This is a genomic window from Erysipelothrix tonsillarum DSM 14972, assembly GCF_000373785.1.
GTDB lineage: Bacteria > Bacillota_I > Bacilli_A > Erysipelotrichales > Erysipelotrichaceae > Erysipelothrix > Erysipelothrix tonsillarum.
This window is the reverse complement of record NZ_KB892377.1, coordinates 164966-184217: the sequence shown is the minus strand read 5'-3', so window position 1 is coordinate 184217 and position 19252 is coordinate 164966. Positions and strand designations below refer to the sequence as shown.

The following is a 19252-nucleotide window of genomic DNA, read 5'->3' as shown; positions in this document are numbered from 1 at the left end:
CAAATCATATGATTTTGGGTAAAAACATTAAGATACAAAAAAAAGACCCAAATGGGTCTCATTAATTTTTTGTTGATTGTCGTGGTGTATAAAGATAACTTAACTCAATTTCTTTATCTTCTACTTCATCCTCATTTAACATTTTTGTGAGGACACGCATCGCAACAGCACCTAAATCATAAGATGGAATTGCGAAACTGGATAATCGTGGACGAACCATTGAATTATATTTCGTGTCAATCAGACATACAATTTCGAGGTCTTCCGGAATATTCATATTTCGTTCATGCGCAGCATTCATCGCAGAAATCGCTTGTGAATCACGGTTAGCAATCAAGAAATTATAATCCATATTTTCAATGTGATCTAAGAAATAGTCATAAGAACGACGGTATTCTAAAGGAATTTCAATATAACCATCATCGTCGATTCCTAATTCTTGATATGCACGTTGTACTCCTGATACCATTTGATTTGTAGTGAAATCATTTTTACGGTCTTGGATTACAGCCACACGATTGGTTGGATCAGTTTGGATTTTTTGCATTGTTAGTTCATATACGGCTTTCTCAATGTCCACATAAACCGATGAAATCTGTTTGTCTGACATTTTATTTCCGATAATAACAATTGGGAATTGATACTTATTCAATTCTGCCAATTCATTTTCCATTAATTTATCATTATAAATAATTACACCATCAACACGTGATTTAATAATATCATCAATCACATCTTTAATGTCCACGATACCTTCAGTCATCGTATGGAGCATAATGTTGTATTTATAAATTTTCGCAACATCGATCAAACCATTAATGATTTGACCGGTATAACCAAAGCTTGCTTCTGGTACGAGTAACGCAATAGTCGTAGTTTTTTGTAAAGCAAGGCCTTGAGCAATGGCATTGGGTTTATACCCTAATTTGTCGATTGCTGTTTCTACCTTCACACGTGTTTCTTCACGAACAATTTCAAGTCCATTAATAACACGTGATACAGTAGCGAGTGATACCCCAGCTTCTTTCGCTACATCATAAATTGTTACACGTTTCATAGTTCTTCATCCTCTTTTACATCATCTAATTTTTTATCAAGTTCGCGAACTTGTTTTTCTGCTTCCGCTACAATGTTTGAGGATGTTTCCATATCTTTCGATACTTGGTCTGATTCTTCTTCCAGAGTATCTAAGAAATTGACTGCATCAGCTTCAAATTCTTTTGCTTTATCCTCAACTGTATCAGCCGCTTGATCCACATAATCTTCGACCTTTTCAGCGCCATCATGAACTTTCACCTTAACAGTTTCAGCACCTTCATGGACTTCTTTTGATACTTTTTCTGCTTTTGCTTTTAATTCTTGTTCAGATACCCAGTCATTGACACTCTTTGATGTCTCTTTTACGATCTGGCTTCCAGCATCCACAGCTTCTTTTGTTTTTTCTTTTACAATTTCAGTTCCTTTTACAACATTTGGATGTTTCGCAAAATCATCCAATCCTTTTTGTACTTTTTTAAGACCTTGCATTGCACTTTCTTTAAAGCGATCAAACGTTTCAGACTCTTTTACTTTTTGAAATGTTGTTTTCGCAGATTCATAAATACCGGTTGCAAGATTTCCTAAATCATCTAAAAATTCATTGCGTTCAGGTGCTGCACGCAACACGTCCAAACTCGAATTTACAATGTCTTTATTCTTTTGAAGTAAGTGCTCTGCACGTTCCTGAATTAATTCACTGTTTTTAAAATCCGCAATAATTTCTAACGAGCGTACATTCATATCATTAATCGTGTTGAGAGTCTTATCTCTAAATGTTAAGAGACGCTCTTGTCCATTTTTAGTTGCGATGATTTCGTTGCTTTGGCTATAAAAGTTATACACAACATCGTCAATTTGATATACAAGCTCGTTTAATAATTCATCATATTTACTCATAGATACCAAAATCCTCCTCTTTTTCACTGTTATCTACAGTTTCATTACCGTCTTTTTCTTCAGGATTGCGTCCATTGCGTCGCTTATCCATGAAATCTTTAGTCCAACTTACGATGGCATCGGAATGTTTAGCGCCATAACTCGCTACGGAACTGACCGCATTCACGGCCGATTGGTTAACTAAATCCACTGTATTTGTGACATTGTTCAAAGTATTCAAAGGTGCTTGAAGCTGATCTACTGAACTTTGTGTCGAATCAATAACACCGTTGACACGGTCAATTGTTTTCGGCAAATCCCTCACAACTACATAGATTCGATATAAAATCATTGCCAATATTATTAAACAAATCACACCTACAATTGGTGCAATTAAAATTGATACTTCACGTAAATTCTGAATTAATGCATCCATCATATCACCTCTCTAATGTCATTATAACTTTAAATGAAAAAGTTTTCAATCATTGAAACGTACTTTCAATGCATCTTTAAGATCATAAATATCTTTTGAACTCATAAACACATATACCGCAGGTCCAAATGACTCTAGTATGTCTAAGTCATTATCATTTAACTCCACAATATGACTGCCTTTAATGCGGTCTTGCAAGTAAGTAATATCGATATCAATGCCTTCTTCAGCATCATCGATACTTGTAAACGGACAAAGACAAACCTCATCCGCAAGATTCAATGCATCCGCAAACTCATCGGCAAAATAGTATACACGACCTACACGGTGCGGTTTAAAAATACCCACAATCTTTCGATCGGGATAGCGTGTCCGTGCAGCTTCTAATGTTACACGCACCTCTGTTGGATGATGGGCATAATCATCGATATAAATATTGTCTTTGCCTTCATCGATGACAAAGCGACGCTTCGCCCCTGTAAACGTTTGAAGCCCTGCTTCAATATCTCCTGGCTCAATGCCTTCATACAATCCCACTGCAATAACAGCTAAAGCATCCAAGATCATATGATCACCGACGATGGGTAATTCAAAACGGTGTATCATTTTGCCATCCATCAAAACGTTAAAGATGCTGTGTGTTGTCGTTTTTTCAATTTCAGTTGCACGAATTTTGTTGGTTTCCCCAAATCCATACGTCCACGTTTCAACAGCAAATGACAATTCTGGATAATGAGGATCATCACCCCACACGACAATTAACGATTCAACATTTTCGGCAAATTCTTTAAAAGCGGCTAAATAATCTTCGACCGATTTAAAATAATCGACATGGTCAATTTCAAAATTGGTCATGATTGCAATTTTCGGTTTATATGCTAAGAAATGACGACGGAATTCACATGCCTCAACAGCAAAATATTCATCGTCACGTTGTAGGTCACCCCGACCGTCACCAATCAAATAACCGGTTTCCTTTGAATAACTGAGCATATCGCGAAGCAATGTCGTCGTCGTGGTTTTCCCATGCGATCCACTAACGGCGATTGTACGATAAGAATCCATAATGATTCCAAGGTACTCATGGTAACGATATGTTTCAACCGTTGGGTTATTCTTCGCTGCTTGAACTTCCTCATGGTCATCTAAAAATGCATTTCCAATAATAACGATCATATTATCTTTAATATTATCTTTATTAAATGGGAGAATAGGAATATTTAATTCACGGAGCGCATCTTCAGTAAAAAAATGACGCTCAATATCAGATCCCATTACATCATGACCCATGTTATAACAAATACGGGCTAAAGCAGCCATACCTGTTCCTTTAATACCAATAAAATAAATTGGTTTATTCTTCATGCTCATCAATTCCTTCTAAATAATCATATAGAGAAACCTGTACAGATTCTCCTTTTTCTTCATTTGAGATAATGTCATCCACACGTAAATCCATGAGCGACTCATCGATTTTACGTCCTTCAGCTTTTGATTCTTCCTGTACCTTACCATACATCGGACTGATAACTTCAGCTACCGGCACATGCTTGGCACTTTTTTTCTTATTTGGAACATCCAATGGTTCTGATGGTTGTGAAGGACCGCCATACATCGGACTAATAATATCTTTTCTTTGGTACTCGAACTTTTTAACTTCTCTTTCAGGAGTCCGTGCTGTTTTAGCACGCTCCATTTTACGTTTTGCTAAATCATCATCAGCCGTAATCATGCGTGATTTACGGTTTGACTCATTGGCTGCATTCACAGCATCATCGGGAGTCATATCAGTAATAGGTTTTTCGCTAATAACAGGATCCGTTTCTTCAACGTTCACTGTTACGGTTTTTGCTTTTTCGACAATTTTCTTTTCTTTGGGAAGAATTGGTTTCAACTCGGGAATTTCCACTTCACCTACATGATCAGAAATTTCTTCTTCAATGACAATTTCTTCTTCTTTAAATAAAACTGATGCTAAACGACGAAACATGTTACTACCTCTACCTTTCTATCCTACTCCTCTTTCGGAGCTGTCTTATCAATTATATCCGAGATTGCTCCTGACTCGGGTATCGCATGCTCAAAGAATTCTTCATAACGCTCATGATACGTAATAATATCTTTCTTTGAAAAATCTTGAACGACTAAATCCTCATTTACGGTGATGCTACGCATCGTCGTAAACATGGATTGAACAATCATTTCGATATTGGCATCATTCACAATCGCCATCATATCCACTTTTCCATTTTCTAAGACGACTGCCTTATTTTTTTCTAAATCCACAACACTAAAAATAAAATGCTGTTCTACATCTTGACCGTCGATATAGGTCCCCATCGTACGATACGATGTAGCTTCCTCTTTAATGAGCGACGAAAATTGAATTTTATCCGCATCTTTTTGATCGCGTTCATTTTCCGCTTGTGCATTTCCCGAAATTTCTGAATAACGCTTTGCAACGATATTCGCAACATCAAGATCCAACATAATTGGTTTTCGATCAATCTCATATAATGTTGATATCTGAGTGGACTGTTTGATCCCTACATCGGGTAAAAGATAATAGCGATAATACTTTTTATTATGATTCGTTGCTTGAGGCATTGGACGACTGAGTGCACCCTTAACAAGTTCATCATAATCTACAGCTGCCGGTGTACATCCACTTACGAGAAGCAAAAGCACGAGTGCAGTCATTAACTTACGCAATGACATCACCCCATGTCTTCATATCGATAAAGTGAATCAATGCTTCTTTTGCCGCAAGATAATCATCGGTATCCAAAATTGAGCTGGATGTATGGATGTTACGGGCACATAGACAGCACGTTAGGGTTTTTACACCTGAATTTGACTTATGCACTGCTCCAGCATCCGTACCTCCGGGCGAGAAATAGAATTGATGTTTAATATCGTGTGCTTCACAAATATCAACAAATTTATAAATTAAATCCTTCGTTGCAATCATATTCCCGTCCATAACACGAACAAGAACTCCTGCTCCAAGTTTACCAATTGCTTTAGAATCTAATGCATCATTGGCTGGAGAGCAATCCAAGATTATTGCGAGATCCGGTTTAACTAAGTTTGCAACCGTTTGCGCCCCACGTAAACCCACTTCTTCTTGCACACTACAACCAACATACAAATCGTAATCAAGTTCTTGATCTTTGAGTGAATCTAAAAGGTCAAGTCCCATTACGCAACCGTATCGGTTATCAAATGCCTTTGCAAGAATCCGTTTCCCATTGTTAAGAACATTAAAACCTCCATCAACAACAACCATATCGCCAATTTGAATACCCATAGCGGTAACTTCTTCAGGTGTTGTCGCACCCACGTCAACCGTCATCTGTGGAATCTGAATTGGTTTAAGACGATCTTCTGCTGAAAGCATATGAGGTGGGGTCGCTCCAATGGCACCATCGTAAACTTCGCCATGACGCGTAGTTACGCGAACACGATGACCAAGAAGGACTTGACTAAACCATCCCCCAACAGGATGGATTTTTAGAACCCCGGTATCCGTAATCTCACGGACCAAGAATCCAACCTCATCCATGTGCCCTAATACCAACACTTTGGGCGCGTTTTCTTTTTTACTACGGCGTACCGCAATAATACTACCGAGATTATCACGCAAAATTTCATCGGTGTATTTTGAATATTCATCATGTAAATATTGAGCAACTTGATGTTCATGTCCACTCACACCATCGAGTTGCGTCAAGGTTTCAAACCAGTTTAATTGTTTCTCATTCAACATTATTTTTTCCTCCAAATCGCTCTGAAAATCGGTTGTCCCATTTCGTGAAACTTACGTTCATATTCTGTAAATGGGTCCTCATGTTCATGACTTCTGAAATCAACATCAACTTCCACAAGTTCAAACTTGTGTTGGCCAACACTCACAAGGGAGTAATTAAAGAGTCCGACATTATCTGTTTTCATCCAAATTTCGCCTTTATCGGATAAGACACTGTAATATTCATCAAGTTTATCTTTATACGTTAAACGACGTTTCGTATGCCGTTTTTTAGGCCATGGATCACTAAAGTTTAAGTGAACCACATCCACTTCTCCGGGCGCAAACATTTCATTTAAATTTTCGGCATCACCGTAAATGAATTTCTTATGTTCCCCTGGATTATTCTCAAGTTTTTTTAAAGCAATCGAAGAAGCCGTGAAATCACGCTCCATCGCTACAATACCGCGTTCAGGATACAATGCTGACAACTGGTGCCAGTAGTCTCCTTTACCCGATCCAATTTCTAAATGAAGCAGGTCACTACCAAGTGCTTGCTTCCAATTTCCTTTAATTGTTTCAAATTCTGTGACAGTGTAGTCTGCAAAAGTTTCAAAGACTTCTGAACTCCACTCTTTTTTACGTAATCTCATGCAATCATCCTCATTTTAATATTTATATTGTACCATGCTTCATGACTTCTTACCTTGTTTTTTACATTTTTTTCATGAATATGTGATAAAATACAAATATGAAAAAGAAACTTACAGCTACCGGGATTATCGTAGAGTATAATCCACTCCATAATGGTCATTGTTACCACATCCAAAAGAGCCTTGAAATCACACATGGTGATGTTTTAATTGCGGTTATGTCACCCCATTTTGTACAGCGCGGTGAGCCTGCATATATTGATAAATGGGTGCGTACTGAAGCTGCACTGAATGCGGGCATCGATTTGGTCTTGGAACTTCCCACCCTTTATACCTTACAAAGCGCTGATGTCTTTGCCTCAAAAGCTGTGGAAATGCTTAATCACGTGCGCGTTGACACCCTTGTTTTTGGATCTGAAACCAATACACTCCCTTCTTTACCCGAATTTGATAAAACAGCATTAAAAGCAGGGCATTCTTTTGCACATGCGTCAAACACATCACAGCATGGAGCTAATGATATTTTAGGGATGCATTACGTGGCGGCCTGTAAGCGTTATGGCATCACCCCCCTAACAATCCAACGAACCAACCATTATCATGATGAACGGATCGACGGCTCCATCGCAAGCGCAAGTGCCATCCGAAAAGCCCATCAAAAAGGCATTTCGGTATCCCATACAACCCCTTTAAACCTTGATGCACTAACAACCTATACCCTCAACGAATACGAACCTTTGATCCAGTATTTACTTTCCGTTCAAACGTCCGAAACACTGAGTCAAAAATCCCTCGTTTCAGAAGGTATCCAAAATTTATTGATGAAACATCGACATCTCCCATTAGATGCAATGATTGAAGCGTGCATTTCAAAACGTTATACGCGATCCCGCATTCAACGAACCTTAATGAATTTGCTTTTAAATTTTACCAAAGACCTTGAACAACCCTTAGAACAAGTGCGCGTCTTAGGTATGAGCGCAAAAGGTCAAACCTATTTGCGGCAACTATCGGATCAGAAGATTTCTTACACAACCCAGTTCAAGAATTATCAATTTAAAGACCTAGAGTTGCGGGCAACAGAAGTCTACGTATTACCTAAAGACCCCGAGACAAAAAAAAGACTTCTTAAACAAGAAGTCTCTGAATTCATCATTAAAACTTAAGGGGTTTAATCACTTCCCATGGGAAGCCATCGCGGCCAAAATGGCCGAAATTTGCAGTTGCACGATAAATTGGTCGTAACAAATCAAGTTCCGAAATAATATTGCCGACTTTGAAATCAAAGTTGGCTTTTATTATGTCTAAAATTTCAGCTTCGGGACGTTTATGTGTTCCGAACGTATCGATATGAATTGAAAGCGGATCCGACAAACCAATCGCATAACTGAGTTGAAGTTCAATTTTGTCACACAAACCAGCTGCAACAACACTCTTCGCAACATAGCGGGAAAAATAGGCAGCCGAACGGTCAACTTTGGATGGATCTTTCGAGCTAAAGCAACCTCCACCAATACGACCAAATCCACCATAACTATCAACGACGATTTTACGCCCTGTTGTACCACTATCACTAAATGGTCCTGCAATACTAAATTCTCCACTTGGATTCACAATAAAACGTGTTTCGTCAGTAATCCATTTTGCATCAATAACAGGTTTGATGACGGACTCCATCACTGTCTTTTCAATCGTTTCATGATCAATACCAGCGTGATGTGATGCACTCACAAGTACTGTATGAACATATTTAGGCTCATTGCCTTCGTAAGCAACTGTCACCTGTGTTTTTCCATCAGGGTACAACCAATCGATTTCTGCTTTGGCTTCACTTAAACGTTTCGATAATGCATGTGCTAAGTGAATTGGAAGGGGCATATAGCTTTCTGTTTCATTGCATGCATACCCAAACATAATTCCTTGGTCGCCTGCGCCAACATCTTCTTGCGATACGACAGCGTGATTAATTTGAGATGATTGCTTGTTTACTCTCACCATCACTTCATAAGTTTCTGGGTATCCAATATCTGCAATCACATCTTTCGCTACTTGAGCGTAATCAATAATTGCCTTGGTATTTGCCTCCCCATAAATTAAAACAAAATCATCCTTAATGGTCGCTTCAACCGCCATTTTTGAATAAGGATCTTGTTCCAACGCTTTATCTAAAATTGCATCCGCAATTTGATCACATATTTTATCCGGATGACCATCCGTAACACTTTCTGAAGTAAAATATACTAATTTCATACTAGCCTCTTTTCTAACGACATAAAAAAAAGTCCTAGCAACAACACTAAGGCTCAGAAATAAATCTATAGCTTCTTATCGTTGTTAGCTGTACCACCTTGCTCTAGCAGGTTGGTATGAGGTTAATGAGCTAACTCTCTACCTCAACTCTTGATAATCGTGCCTATATCTTAAACTAATTGTACTCTAATTGCAACTACGATAATCGAAAAGAATTTTGATTGGCTTATTACGCTTTTACACGCCATGCCATGGGATGATCATCATTAAATTGAACTAAGTCCCAAAGATTACCATAAAGGTCTTGAAATACAGCAACTTTGCCATAATCTGCAACCTTAGGTTGGCGTACAAAATCGATACCGACCGATTGCATCGCTTGATAATCACGATCAAAATCATCCGTACCCAAAAACAAAAATACTCGATTACCCGATTGATTACCGATATAAGGCACTTGCTCCGGTTTAGATGCTTGTGCTAACAAAATCGTTGTCCCTTGAGCATGGGGCGGTGCAATCACAACCCAACGTTTATTTTGTTCTGGTTGATGCGTATCCTCAATCAATTCAAAATTCAGTTTATTCATGTAAAAATCCAATGCTTCATCATAATCTGCAACAACTAAGGCAATATGTATAATTTCTTGTTTCATCGATGCACCTTCCTTTTGGTGAAAATATAAATAATTAAAAAAGAAAAAGAATAAGTAAACATACTTATTCTAATGGTTTTTGACGATAATTCCCTTCGATTCGTTCAACTGAAGAAATTTCAATAAATGCTTTCGGATCTGTATCCGTAATCGCATCAACGATGCAAGCGAGTTCAAATTGATTTACAACAATATAAAGAACGCCCTTATATTTTTGTTTAAACATACCAACGCCATCAATTTTAGTAATACCATGACGCGTAACAGCCATCACAGCATCCGACACCTCAGATGGGTGATCTGTAATAATATGCAAGCTTGAAAGTTTGTAACGATCGTGATAGTGATCAATGACTTGTGTCGAAACAAATTGGTAAATAATTGAATATAAGGCAAGCATCCAACCATAAACAAATCCAGAATAAATCAACAAGGCGATATTAAAATACATAATCTTATCCCACATTGGTTTATTCTTAACCATTGAGTAATAAATAGCCACAAAATCCGTTCCTCCGGCTGAACCCCCAACTTTGAGTGCACAGGATGATCCAATTCCATTCATGACCCCACCAAAAATTGCAAGCAGAATCAATTGGTCATTCGGATCAACGTTCGGTAAAACGGTAAGCGTTGGTAGAATTTCCACAAACAATGAAACCAAACCAACATGTAGAAATGATAATGCAAGGAAACGACGACCGAGTTTTTTCCAAACAAATATCAAAACGATTGCGTTAATGATGAAGAATACAATCCCATAAGACAATTCAATACCGAAAAGTCGACTGCTTTCTTTCATTAATAATATTGTTAATCCACCAGCCCCGGCAGGAATTAAATTTCCAGGGCGAACAAAGGTCTTAATAGCAAGTGCTGAAAACAACGCACCAATAACAATCCCAATTATATGTTTTGGTTTAATTAACCTTAAATTTTCCATATCTATCATAACTGTACTTTAAAAGTACTTCCCTTCTTAACTCTATTTTGATAATACCATAGTTTTGATAAAACCCAATGGTTCAGCAGCATTTTTTTGAAATCTCTACTGAAAATCATGTGAACTACAACACAACCACCCGTTTGACAAAAAAAAGATGGGGTATGGATGGGTCAATCGCAACAACAACCCTCACATTCCTCATCTTCATCATTTTCAAAATTACTCTCACCACGATAGACTGCAACACAATCAATAGAAATCATCGCATTCTTGGGAAGACGCGATACCTCTACACAACTACGAGCAGGATATGGGTACGAAAAATAGATTGCATACATCTGATTCATCTTATCAAAATCATTAAAATCCGTGAGATATACCGTGGTTTGCACCACATCACCTAGACTCAATCCACTTGCTTCAAGAACACGTTCAATGTTCTCAATCGTCTGAATCGTCTGTTTCACAATATCGTTAGTAACGACGCTGGATGTGCCATCAAGGGGTAACTGTCCCGAAACATAAACCGTATTATCAATTTGTAAGCCCATTGAATAAGGTCCAACAGATTTGGGACCCGTTTCCGGACGGATTTGTTTCCGAATCATCTTGCATGCCTCCTACAATAAATCGCGATAGTACTCGTCGATTTCTTCATCTTTCTTAAAGCGTTTATTCAGTTTGAAGTAACCAATAATCGTTCCGACCACAATCACAAGAAGGCTTCCTAAACTTAAGAATCCATTCATATCTTCAATCATCTTTGTCACCTCATTTCCTATATTATAGTTTAAAGTTTTTTTGAATTCAACGAATCCGCACCAGTGTACATTTAAGGTCGCATGACACTATTGATCTTTTAAAAAGTCCTTGCCTTTTAATACTTCATGCGTTGCAAGCTTCGGATAGCCAATTTGTCGAAGCACCTCAAAAACACAAATTGCAACGGTATTTGAAAGATTCATACTACGTGCATTGGGAGCCATAGGAATCCGGAAGCAATGATCATAATTTGCCTTCAAGATTGGTTTGGGAATCCCGGTACTCTCTTTTCCAAAAACAAGATAAATATCTTCTTCTTCAATTGCACTGTAATTAAAATCACTGTGGGTATATTCACCATAGCGTGTGAGATAGAAAACAGGACCCTGAACCGTTTCTAAGAATTGTTCCCAATCTATGTGACGTATGAGTACCAAGTCCTCTGAATAATCCATTACACTGCGTTTAACACGCTTTTCATCCAAAATAAATCCAAGCGGTTCAATTAAATGCAAGGTAGCTCCGCTCGCTACACAAGTTCTCATAATATTACCGGTATTCTGCGGAATCTCCGGTTCGTATAGTACGACGTGAATCATATTTAACCTTCCAATCTAAGCCTAAATAGGCTGCGCCCATTAGGGCAAATATTGCGACGACAGCAGCAATAATTCGATATACTAGTCCCATAAAAAACGACGCTGGTACCATCAAAATTAATCGATCAACGCGCGGATTAAGCAGCCATAAATCATTGGTAAATACAATGTTATGGAATGTAAACCAGAACGTATCAAAATCTAAAATCGCAATCACACCAATTGTGCCAAACACCATAAGGAGGACCAGCATTGAAGCACCCAAAATATCACGATTTAAAACAAGGTCAAGATAGTCACCCGACCCTAAACTAATTACAACCATGATAGCAACAAAGATCATTCCCAAATTTCGTGTAAGCATCGCTTTTTGGTACAAATCTTTGACATCCTTCATATGTTCACGTTCCCGTTGGTTAAACATGGGAACTGTTGTGCCATCAATAATAACCGTTTCCGAAAGCTCCGGTTCTCGATCTTTAAGATAATTCAAGAGGTTTTCCGTTACTTTCTCCAATTCAAGTTCGGTAATGCCGATTTTCTCAGCTGTATGATCTCGTTCGTAAGACACTTTATAGTAATGCTTATTAAACGATAAGATATCGATGGCCGTAATCATCATACAAACCATAAAGACGATTACTGCAAATCCATAGAGTTTTCGTTTCATCGTTACCCCCTTAGGTAATTCAACAGCAGCTGTACCGCTTGACCTCGGTGTGATATTTTATTTTTCGCTTCACGTGTCATCTGCGCAAACGATTGATTATAACCGTCAGGATAAAAGATGGGGTCATAACCAAACCCGGTCCCACTATCGCTTATCGGACCAATTTCACCCATAACAACACCTTCAAAAACCTCATCACAATCCGGGCCGTAAAGGGAAATCGCGCAATGAAAATGAGCTGTTCGCACGGACTCACACTCAAGTCTTTGTAAAATCGCTTTATTTTTAATTTCATACGGAGTATCTTCACCCATAAAGCGTGCTGATTTAACACCCAAGATATCTGGTAAAGCATCAATCACTAAACCCGAATCATCTGAAATTACCGTAAGACCCGTCTTCTCAGATACGTATTTCGACTTAATGCGTGCGTTTTCTCGAAATGTTAATTTATCTTCCACAACATCATCCATTGAGATGTCGTAATCATGAGCACTGAGCACTGAATAGCCCAAAGGTTCTAAAAGTTCTTTAAACTCTTTTATTTTTCCTTTGTTATGGCTTGCAATCAATAGTTCCATAGAATACCTCCAAGTCTTATGAAATTATAACACTTATGCTATAATTACACTATGAAAATTCAAAAAACGATTGAACAGATACTTGGAGAAAACCCTCTTGAAATTGAACGCATCGATACCGGTCTAACGAACGATAATTATCATGTTCGTACACTTAGTCATGATGTGGTTTTAAGAATGCCTAAGCAGGAAAATGAAGGATTATTTGACTATAAACATGAAGGCTTCGTTCTTAATCTCATTGAACCCTACCATCTTGAGCCCCACCTTGTTTATTATAATCACCATTCCGGTATCAAATGTGCCCATTACGTTGAACACGCACAAACTTTTACACTTGAGTACATCGAACGTGCCGCGGAACTTATGCGTAAGTTGCATCATTTAAAATTAAAATCAGGAAAAGTATTCAGTATTAAAGAACATTTCCAAATATACCAAAGCCGTATTCGAGAACCATTTTTTGACTTAAGCTTTGTTGTTGATATCATGGATCAAGCCGATGCTTTCTCCCATCAACAGCCGAGTTTATGTCACAATGATTTAGTTCCCGGTAATTTCTTATTTACCAAAGACCATGATTATCTTATTGACTTTGAATACGCCATGGATAACGACCCATGCTCCGATGTCATGTCTTTTTTGACAGAGAATGATATTACGGATCCTGTATTGCGCAATCGCTTCTACTGTGCTTATTTTGGTGCTTTACCTACACCTGACCTTCAAAGAAAACTCGATGTCTTTGAAATCGCACATCATGCCCTTTGGTGTTCATGGGCCATGATGATGTTTGAGTCACACAAGGATCCTATTTACCGTGATATTGCGGATTTAAAATACAAACGCTTACAAGAAGTGTTTGCAAAAGAAAGCTCAATCATAAATCATGATTGAGCTTTTTTATGCTTAAAATCTTTAGTTTTCGTGCTTACGTTGATTCTTCACCATAATGAAGAGACCACCACTGATGACGAGAATTCCCATAATCAAGGCAGAATAATCGACATGAACACCTGAATCTGGCAAGGTTGCTTCCGCATTATTTTGATTTTGTGCAGAACCATTACCCGTACCGGATGCATTCCCCGTTGTCGGAGGATTCACTCCGGGCTTGATTTCACCAGGCTTGTGATCACCTGGGGTATTGCCACCACCGGGTTTATTGCCACCAGGCGTGTTTCCACCACCAGGTTTTTCACCGGCTTTATTTTTAATCGTAATTGCTACTGAGTACTTGACACCTTCTGCTGACTCATACGTTACGACGGTATCTCCGGCTTTAAGAGCCGTAAACATCATGCGTGACGATGGTCCGCGTGTTAATGAAGCACTGACTGCAGTGCCATCAAGATACGATGTATCAAAATCCCATGCTCCGCCAACCGGTTTAGGATCCAATGTGAATTGATCACCAACTTGTACGGTTACCGTTTCTGGAAGATTGGTTACTGCTACTTTTAATCCGAGCACCGCTTGATTGATTGCATCCATTAATGCCACATAATCATCATGGGTTTGATTTCCAGCAGCGAGCGCATCGTTTGCTTCTTTAAGAGCATTCGCTAAAGTTTCCCAAGATGCTGGTGTATAGACAGAAGCATCTAAGACATTCGTATCTGTAATTAGACTGTTTAATGAATCACGTGCTGGGTCAACAACATGTACAATCGTCGTTGCCTTAGCCCCGTTGATTGCTTTCGCCGTTACTTGGACTTTGCCTTCATTCATCGCTACAAATTTATCTGCTTGAATATCGATAACATTCTCTTTATTTGCTTTAATCGAAACGATATCCTCAACATCTCCAAAGCCATCAAAAATATAGTTAAATGGCATTTCATCGCCTACTTCACCTTCATAGAGTGTTTCATTGAAGTTGAATGAAATCGGTGCTTTAAAGTTTGATACGACCGTAACATCGAAATCCAAAGTACCATTAGCTGATGTTGCTGTCACAACCGTTTTTCCAACTTTAAGTCCTATGATTTCAGCACCGTACGCATCCGAGTCTATTGACACGATATCCGAATCAGCAACAGACCAAGTAATTGGGCTGCTCGTAGAATCTTTAGCACCAAGCTCAAATGGATACCCTACTGGGATAACTACGTTTGTTCCTGTATACGTTGGCGTAATTGTGCCTACTGGTGATACAGCTACCACAGCTGAAGCTGATACCCCACGATACGTTGCTGTCACGGTTGCTGTACGGTCAGTGATATTTTTGGCGGTAACGGTTGCTGAATAATCAGGGTTTACATCAACTGTCGCAACCGATTCATCATCGATAGACCAAATGACCTCATCAAATTCAACTTTTGTTCCTGCAGGTTCAACTGAAGCGATATCAATCATTCCTGTTTTACCAGCAACCAAATGCATCTCATCTGTTGTGAGGGTCATTGAACTTACCACTTCACCTTCCGATACGTTTACGACAACTTGTGCCGATTCGCCTTTTGCATTTTTGGCGGTAATGGTTGCTTGACCTGCGCTGTGTCCGGTAATCACACCATCAACAACAGAAGCAATCACATTATCATCTGAAGTCCAAACCATTCCTTCACTTGAACCTTGTACAACATGAATTTTAACGCTTTGTTCTATGTCTAAATCCACAGACTCTGAACTTAGTGAAAGTGCTTTAAATCCTGGTAATTCAATAACATAATCGGATTCATTGTAGCCACTATCGATCAGGCTTACCATCACTTTGCTGTTTTCAAAATCCGTTACATCTACTTTAATAGTGTGTTTCGAAACAGGTTCACTAGAGGTACTCTTTTCAAAGAGTTTTGCTGACCAAATTGGGGCATTGTTATACATTTGTACCACGGATGATTGAATGAGATAGTTATCATCAACAGCATCCATTTCGAGGAAGTATCGTCCACCTTCTTCTGTAATTTTATAAGCGCCACCTTTATCAATTACAGGTTCGACAGTATCAACAAGTAAGTCGATTGCATAGGTATCATCAACACCATCGCGATAACCAATGTCCCCTTGAATTAATAATTCATACTTACCATCCGCAAGATTTTCACCAATAGGTTCTAAATCCTGGAACAAAATGCCGGGAACTTGTTGATTTGCTTCTTTAATATATCGTGTTTTCACAACTTGATCGTAAGTCATTCGATAAACTTCTTGACCACTTACTTTATCTTTAACCACAAAGTTCATAGTATCTGCATTACGAACTTGACCAATTTGAATAATGTCGATTGAATCAAAGATATAGTCCCCATTTGGAGAAATTGTAAACATTTCTTTGTTGATCGAATGATCACTACCATCTAAAAGGTTTTGTCCTAAGAGGGCGCCACCACCTTGTGTCCCAATACTAGAACCAATAATATGCGTAAAATTGCTTGATTCATCTTCTTCATCAAACCATGATGATTTGTCGAAGATAGGAGCTTTTTCCCAATCGCCATAGAAGCCAAGGAAAGGAATGCTTAAATCTACTTCACCTGCTGCACGAAGGTATGTAAATCCTTCCACATACGCACCATTTTTGAAATTCGAATTGAGGTACGTCTTCGTTGCTTCATCAAGTTTAATTTCAATATGAATGCTAGTTTCTGAGTGTGGTTGTACCGTGACGGAAGCATCACTGCCCGCATCGATAAAACTTGGATTAATATTTGTATCTTTCATAAAAATACGCGTAGTACCATCAATTACATGTTCTTCCACATCAGGAACTGAAATGAACGATTCAACGTTATAGGTAATCGCATGATCACTCACATTAACAACATTAAAATCAAAACTGTATGCACCGGTTTGATTTACATCATCGCCCAACTCAACCTTTGGTCGATCGCTTCCATCAATGGTCTTGGATGGATCCATTGTTAAGTAAGCATTGGTGAGAACAGCTGCATTCACATCCATCATACCTGAACCTTGTTTTCGAACTGGGTAATGAGCTCCATTGTCTGGACTCACAACTGGAATAGCTGTACTCATTAATAGATTATTCGTAAGTTTCATGGCATCAACTTTATTCATCGATGGATTTCTATCCATGACAGCTTGCTTAACAAGAGCAGAACCCCCCGCCACATTAGGAGAAGCCATGGACGTTCCTGACATGGAATCATAAGGCTTGCCACTTTGTGTTGGATAAGCAGAATAAATATGACCACCTGGTGCTGAAATTTCAGGCTTAATGCTTAAACTATTCGTTGTTCCCATACTTGAAAAGTCTGAAGGTAAGGATGCAGTATTTACTGCGCTTTCATCCATAGTTTCATTGACTTTTACTTTCTTATCGGGATGATTTTTAATAAATTCCCCATCTTCATGACTGATGAAAATAGCAGGAATGGCGTTATCATCCGATACCATATTTAAAAGCGGACCATCAATATTATCATAGATAATAACGCCTTTAGCGTTAGCTTTTTCCGCATTTTGAACTTTTGTATTGAAACCAATTGTACCACGTTCAATCAACGCAATATTTCCGTTAAGCTCATCTTTAACCGATGCGATATCCTCAGGCGTTCCAATTCCTGGTACGACAACTACATCCATCTCACCTTGGTTTAAGAAATGCATGAAACTAATGGGTGTATCCGTAAATGGAATGCGACGACCGTTAGATTCGATAATATAACTTGTCATGACTGTATTATCAACACTCGCAACTGATAGTGACCCATTTAAGGTCGAAGGGGAACCGACAATACCATTGTCCATATTTTCGGACAAGGTAAGATTTAAACCCCAGAGATTCTCTTGTGCGGCTGTCGTCGAATTACCCGCAGAAACATCCACAATAATACCGGCATCTGTAATACGTTTATAAACATCATTGACAGCATGATCGGGATCTTGGATGAATCCTGATGGCGTTCCCAAACTCATATTAATAACATCAACATCTAACATTAATGCATCTTCAAGAGCGGCAAAAAGAACTGAATCACCTGCCCCTTTTTCAAAATTTGAAAACACCTTGAAAATCATCAATTGTGCTTCTGGAGCAATCCCTTTAAAATCACTACCATTATTTCCAGCGACCGTTCCCGCAACATGAGTTCCATGCGCTAGATCACCGACCTTCTCAACCGAAGGATTTACATTATTATCTTCATCTGCATAATCAAATTGATACACGACTTTATCATTAATGTATGTATCCGTTGCATCAAGATTGGAAACAGATGACTCGGCATGCAATTCGTGCGTATCCATAATCGTTTGAATATCGTCTTTAGAATAGCGTGGATTTACCGGATCAACACTGAAAGCTGGATGACTGGTATCTAACCCCGTATCCAATACTGCAACCGTCAGTCCTTCGCCTCTATAGTTTGAATTATTCCAAACTTGCGTTGCATTGACCGTTTCATTACTATATTTCATTTGTGGAATATAGTAACGACGTTCACGAAATGCGCGTTTGACACTCTTTAAAGAATCAATCTGCTTAATATCTTTTATGGCACCTTTGAATGAGAATCCATTCATCGCTACCGTATAGTGATATTCAACATCCAATTCTTCTTGTGTCACTTGTTGTTTAATTTCTTCAATGACCGCTTCTTGAGTCTCAATTAGATTTTCTTGTTCATTAATAACTGCGCGTGAGTTATCCAAATCCATCGTTTCAATAATTGGAGCATCATGCAGCTCGACAATTATCGAAACGACTTCATTTTCATCAACAACATCACTAAGATCATCAATTGAGTTTTCATTTTCATTAATAGGTCGTTTAATATTTTCATCATTTACACGTTTTGCTTTTAATGTATCATCGGCATATACCGGGTTCATCGACACACTTGTAAATACCAAAGCGGTACTAAGAACACTTAACGCAATACTACTATAGGTCTTCTTCATATTTTGCTCCTCTCCTTAAGTAGACTATTAAATCACATCACCCCTTTCATTTTCTTTACATCTATTTTACATGCATTTACTGAAAACAGATGTAAAGATACGATGTATTTATGAAAGCGATATCTTATATCTCTGTTTTAACGTGAACTAACGGTGAACATTGTGAAAAT

General features: G+C 38.5%; 19 protein-coding genes. 2 read left to right on the top strand and 17 right to left on the bottom strand.

The window, feature by feature from the left end; translation table 11 throughout:
- Positions 1-61: 61 nt before the first annotated feature.
- Genes B096_RS0100865 through trmB form a run of 8 tightly spaced genes read right to left on the bottom strand, consistent with a single transcriptional unit; the run spans position 62 to position 6751 of the window.
- A complete protein-coding gene (locus B096_RS0100865; protein WP_018578892.1) occupies positions 62-1057 on the bottom strand; it encodes a LacI family DNA-binding transcriptional regulator in 996 nt (331 codons plus the stop codon).
- Entirely contained in the window at positions 1054-1935 is an 882-nt protein-coding gene (locus B096_RS0100860) for a hypothetical protein (RefSeq protein ID WP_018578891.1), read from the bottom strand. Before B096_RS0100860 ends, B096_RS0100865 begins: the two co-directional genes overlap by 4 nt.
- Positions 1928-2353, bottom strand: coding sequence for a hypothetical protein (locus tag B096_RS0100855; RefSeq protein WP_244264554.1), 426 nt, complete (start codon positions 2351-2353; stop codon positions 1928-1930). Before B096_RS0100855 ends, B096_RS0100860 begins: the two co-directional genes overlap by 8 nt.
- 42 nt (positions 2354-2395) lie before the next feature.
- A complete protein-coding gene (gene murC / locus B096_RS0100850; RefSeq protein WP_244264553.1) occupies positions 2396-3715 on the bottom strand; it encodes a UDP-N-acetylmuramate--L-alanine ligase in 1320 nt (439 codons plus the stop codon).
- The gene (locus B096_RS0100845; protein ID WP_018578888.1) at positions 3705-4340 is read right to left on the bottom strand and encodes a hypothetical protein; all 636 of its coding nucleotides are present in this window, start codon (positions 4338-4340) and stop codon (positions 3705-3707) included. The genes murC and B096_RS0100845 overlap by 11 nt, the downstream gene beginning before the upstream one ends.
- Before the next feature lie 23 nt (positions 4341-4363).
- A complete protein-coding gene (locus B096_RS0100840) occupies positions 4364-5068 on the bottom strand; it encodes a hypothetical protein (RefSeq protein ID WP_018578887.1) in 705 nt (234 codons plus the stop codon).
- Positions 5055-6119: a M42 family metallopeptidase gene (locus B096_RS0100835; RefSeq protein WP_018578886.1), complete on the bottom strand. Its 1065-nt coding sequence runs from the start codon at positions 6117-6119 to the stop codon at positions 5055-5057. Before B096_RS0100835 ends, B096_RS0100840 begins: the two co-directional genes overlap by 14 nt.
- Positions 6119-6751, bottom strand: a complete 633-nt coding sequence (trmB, locus tag B096_RS0100830; protein WP_018578885.1) for a tRNA (guanosine(46)-N7)-methyltransferase TrmB — start codon at positions 6749-6751, stop codon at positions 6119-6121. The genes B096_RS0100835 and trmB overlap by 1 nt, the downstream gene beginning before the upstream one ends.
- Positions 6752-6849: 98 nt before the next feature.
- Between trmB and B096_RS0100825 the strand changes: the two genes are divergently transcribed.
- Complete coding sequence (locus tag B096_RS0100825; protein WP_018578884.1) at positions 6850-7917, top strand: tRNA(Met) cytidine acetate ligase; 1068 nt, start codon at positions 6850-6852, stop codon at positions 7915-7917.
- Here B096_RS0100825 and metK read toward each other — a convergent pair.
- The 8 genes from metK to rdgB form a co-directional block, all read right to left on the bottom strand.
- Positions 7907-9001: a methionine adenosyltransferase gene (metK, locus tag B096_RS0100820; protein WP_018578883.1), complete on the bottom strand. Its 1095-nt coding sequence runs from the start codon at positions 8999-9001 to the stop codon at positions 7907-7909. The genes B096_RS0100825 and metK overlap by 11 nt on opposite strands.
- Positions 9002-9230: 229 nt before the next feature.
- Positions 9231-9656, bottom strand: a complete 426-nt coding sequence (locus B096_RS0100815) for a VOC family protein (protein WP_018578882.1) — start codon at positions 9654-9656, stop codon at positions 9231-9233.
- A 64-nt stretch (positions 9657-9720) separates the two neighbouring features.
- Positions 9721-10599 (bottom strand): YitT family protein, encoded by an 879-nt coding sequence (locus B096_RS0100810; protein WP_244264552.1) that lies wholly within the window; start codon positions 10597-10599, stop codon positions 9721-9723.
- Positions 10600-10772: 173 nt separating this feature from the next.
- Entirely contained in the window at positions 10773-11210 is a 438-nt protein-coding gene (locus tag B096_RS0100805) for a Rid family detoxifying hydrolase (RefSeq protein WP_018578880.1), read from the bottom strand.
- A 12-nt stretch (positions 11211-11222) separates the two neighbouring features.
- Positions 11223-11363 (bottom strand): hypothetical protein, encoded by a 141-nt coding sequence (locus tag B096_RS0100800; protein WP_018578879.1) that lies wholly within the window; start codon positions 11361-11363, stop codon positions 11223-11225.
- 87 nt (positions 11364-11450) lie between these two features.
- A complete protein-coding gene (locus B096_RS0100795) occupies positions 11451-11963 on the bottom strand; it encodes a tRNA (cytidine(34)-2'-O)-methyltransferase (RefSeq protein WP_026254077.1) in 513 nt (170 codons plus the stop codon).
- Positions 11914-12633: a TIGR01906 family membrane protein gene (locus B096_RS0100790; RefSeq protein ID WP_018578877.1), complete on the bottom strand. Its 720-nt coding sequence runs from the start codon at positions 12631-12633 to the stop codon at positions 11914-11916. The genes B096_RS0100795 and B096_RS0100790 overlap by 50 nt, the downstream gene beginning before the upstream one ends.
- Positions 12634-12635: 2 nt before the next feature.
- Positions 12636-13214: an RdgB/HAM1 family non-canonical purine NTP pyrophosphatase gene (rdgB, locus tag B096_RS0100785; RefSeq protein ID WP_018578876.1), complete on the bottom strand. Its 579-nt coding sequence runs from the start codon at positions 13212-13214 to the stop codon at positions 12636-12638.
- A 51-nt stretch (positions 13215-13265) separates the two neighbouring features.
- Between rdgB and B096_RS0100780 the strand changes: the two genes are divergently transcribed.
- Complete coding sequence (locus B096_RS0100780) at positions 13266-14111, top strand: phosphotransferase (RefSeq protein WP_018578875.1); 846 nt, start codon at positions 13266-13268, stop codon at positions 14109-14111.
- A gap of 21 nt (positions 14112-14132) precedes the next feature.
- On the opposite strand, the gene B096_RS09390 is transcribed toward B096_RS0100780, so the two are convergent.
- Entirely contained in the window at positions 14133-19082 is a 4950-nt protein-coding gene (locus B096_RS09390) for a S8 family serine peptidase (RefSeq protein WP_018578874.1), read from the bottom strand.
- Positions 19083-19252 lie beyond the last annotated feature (170 nt).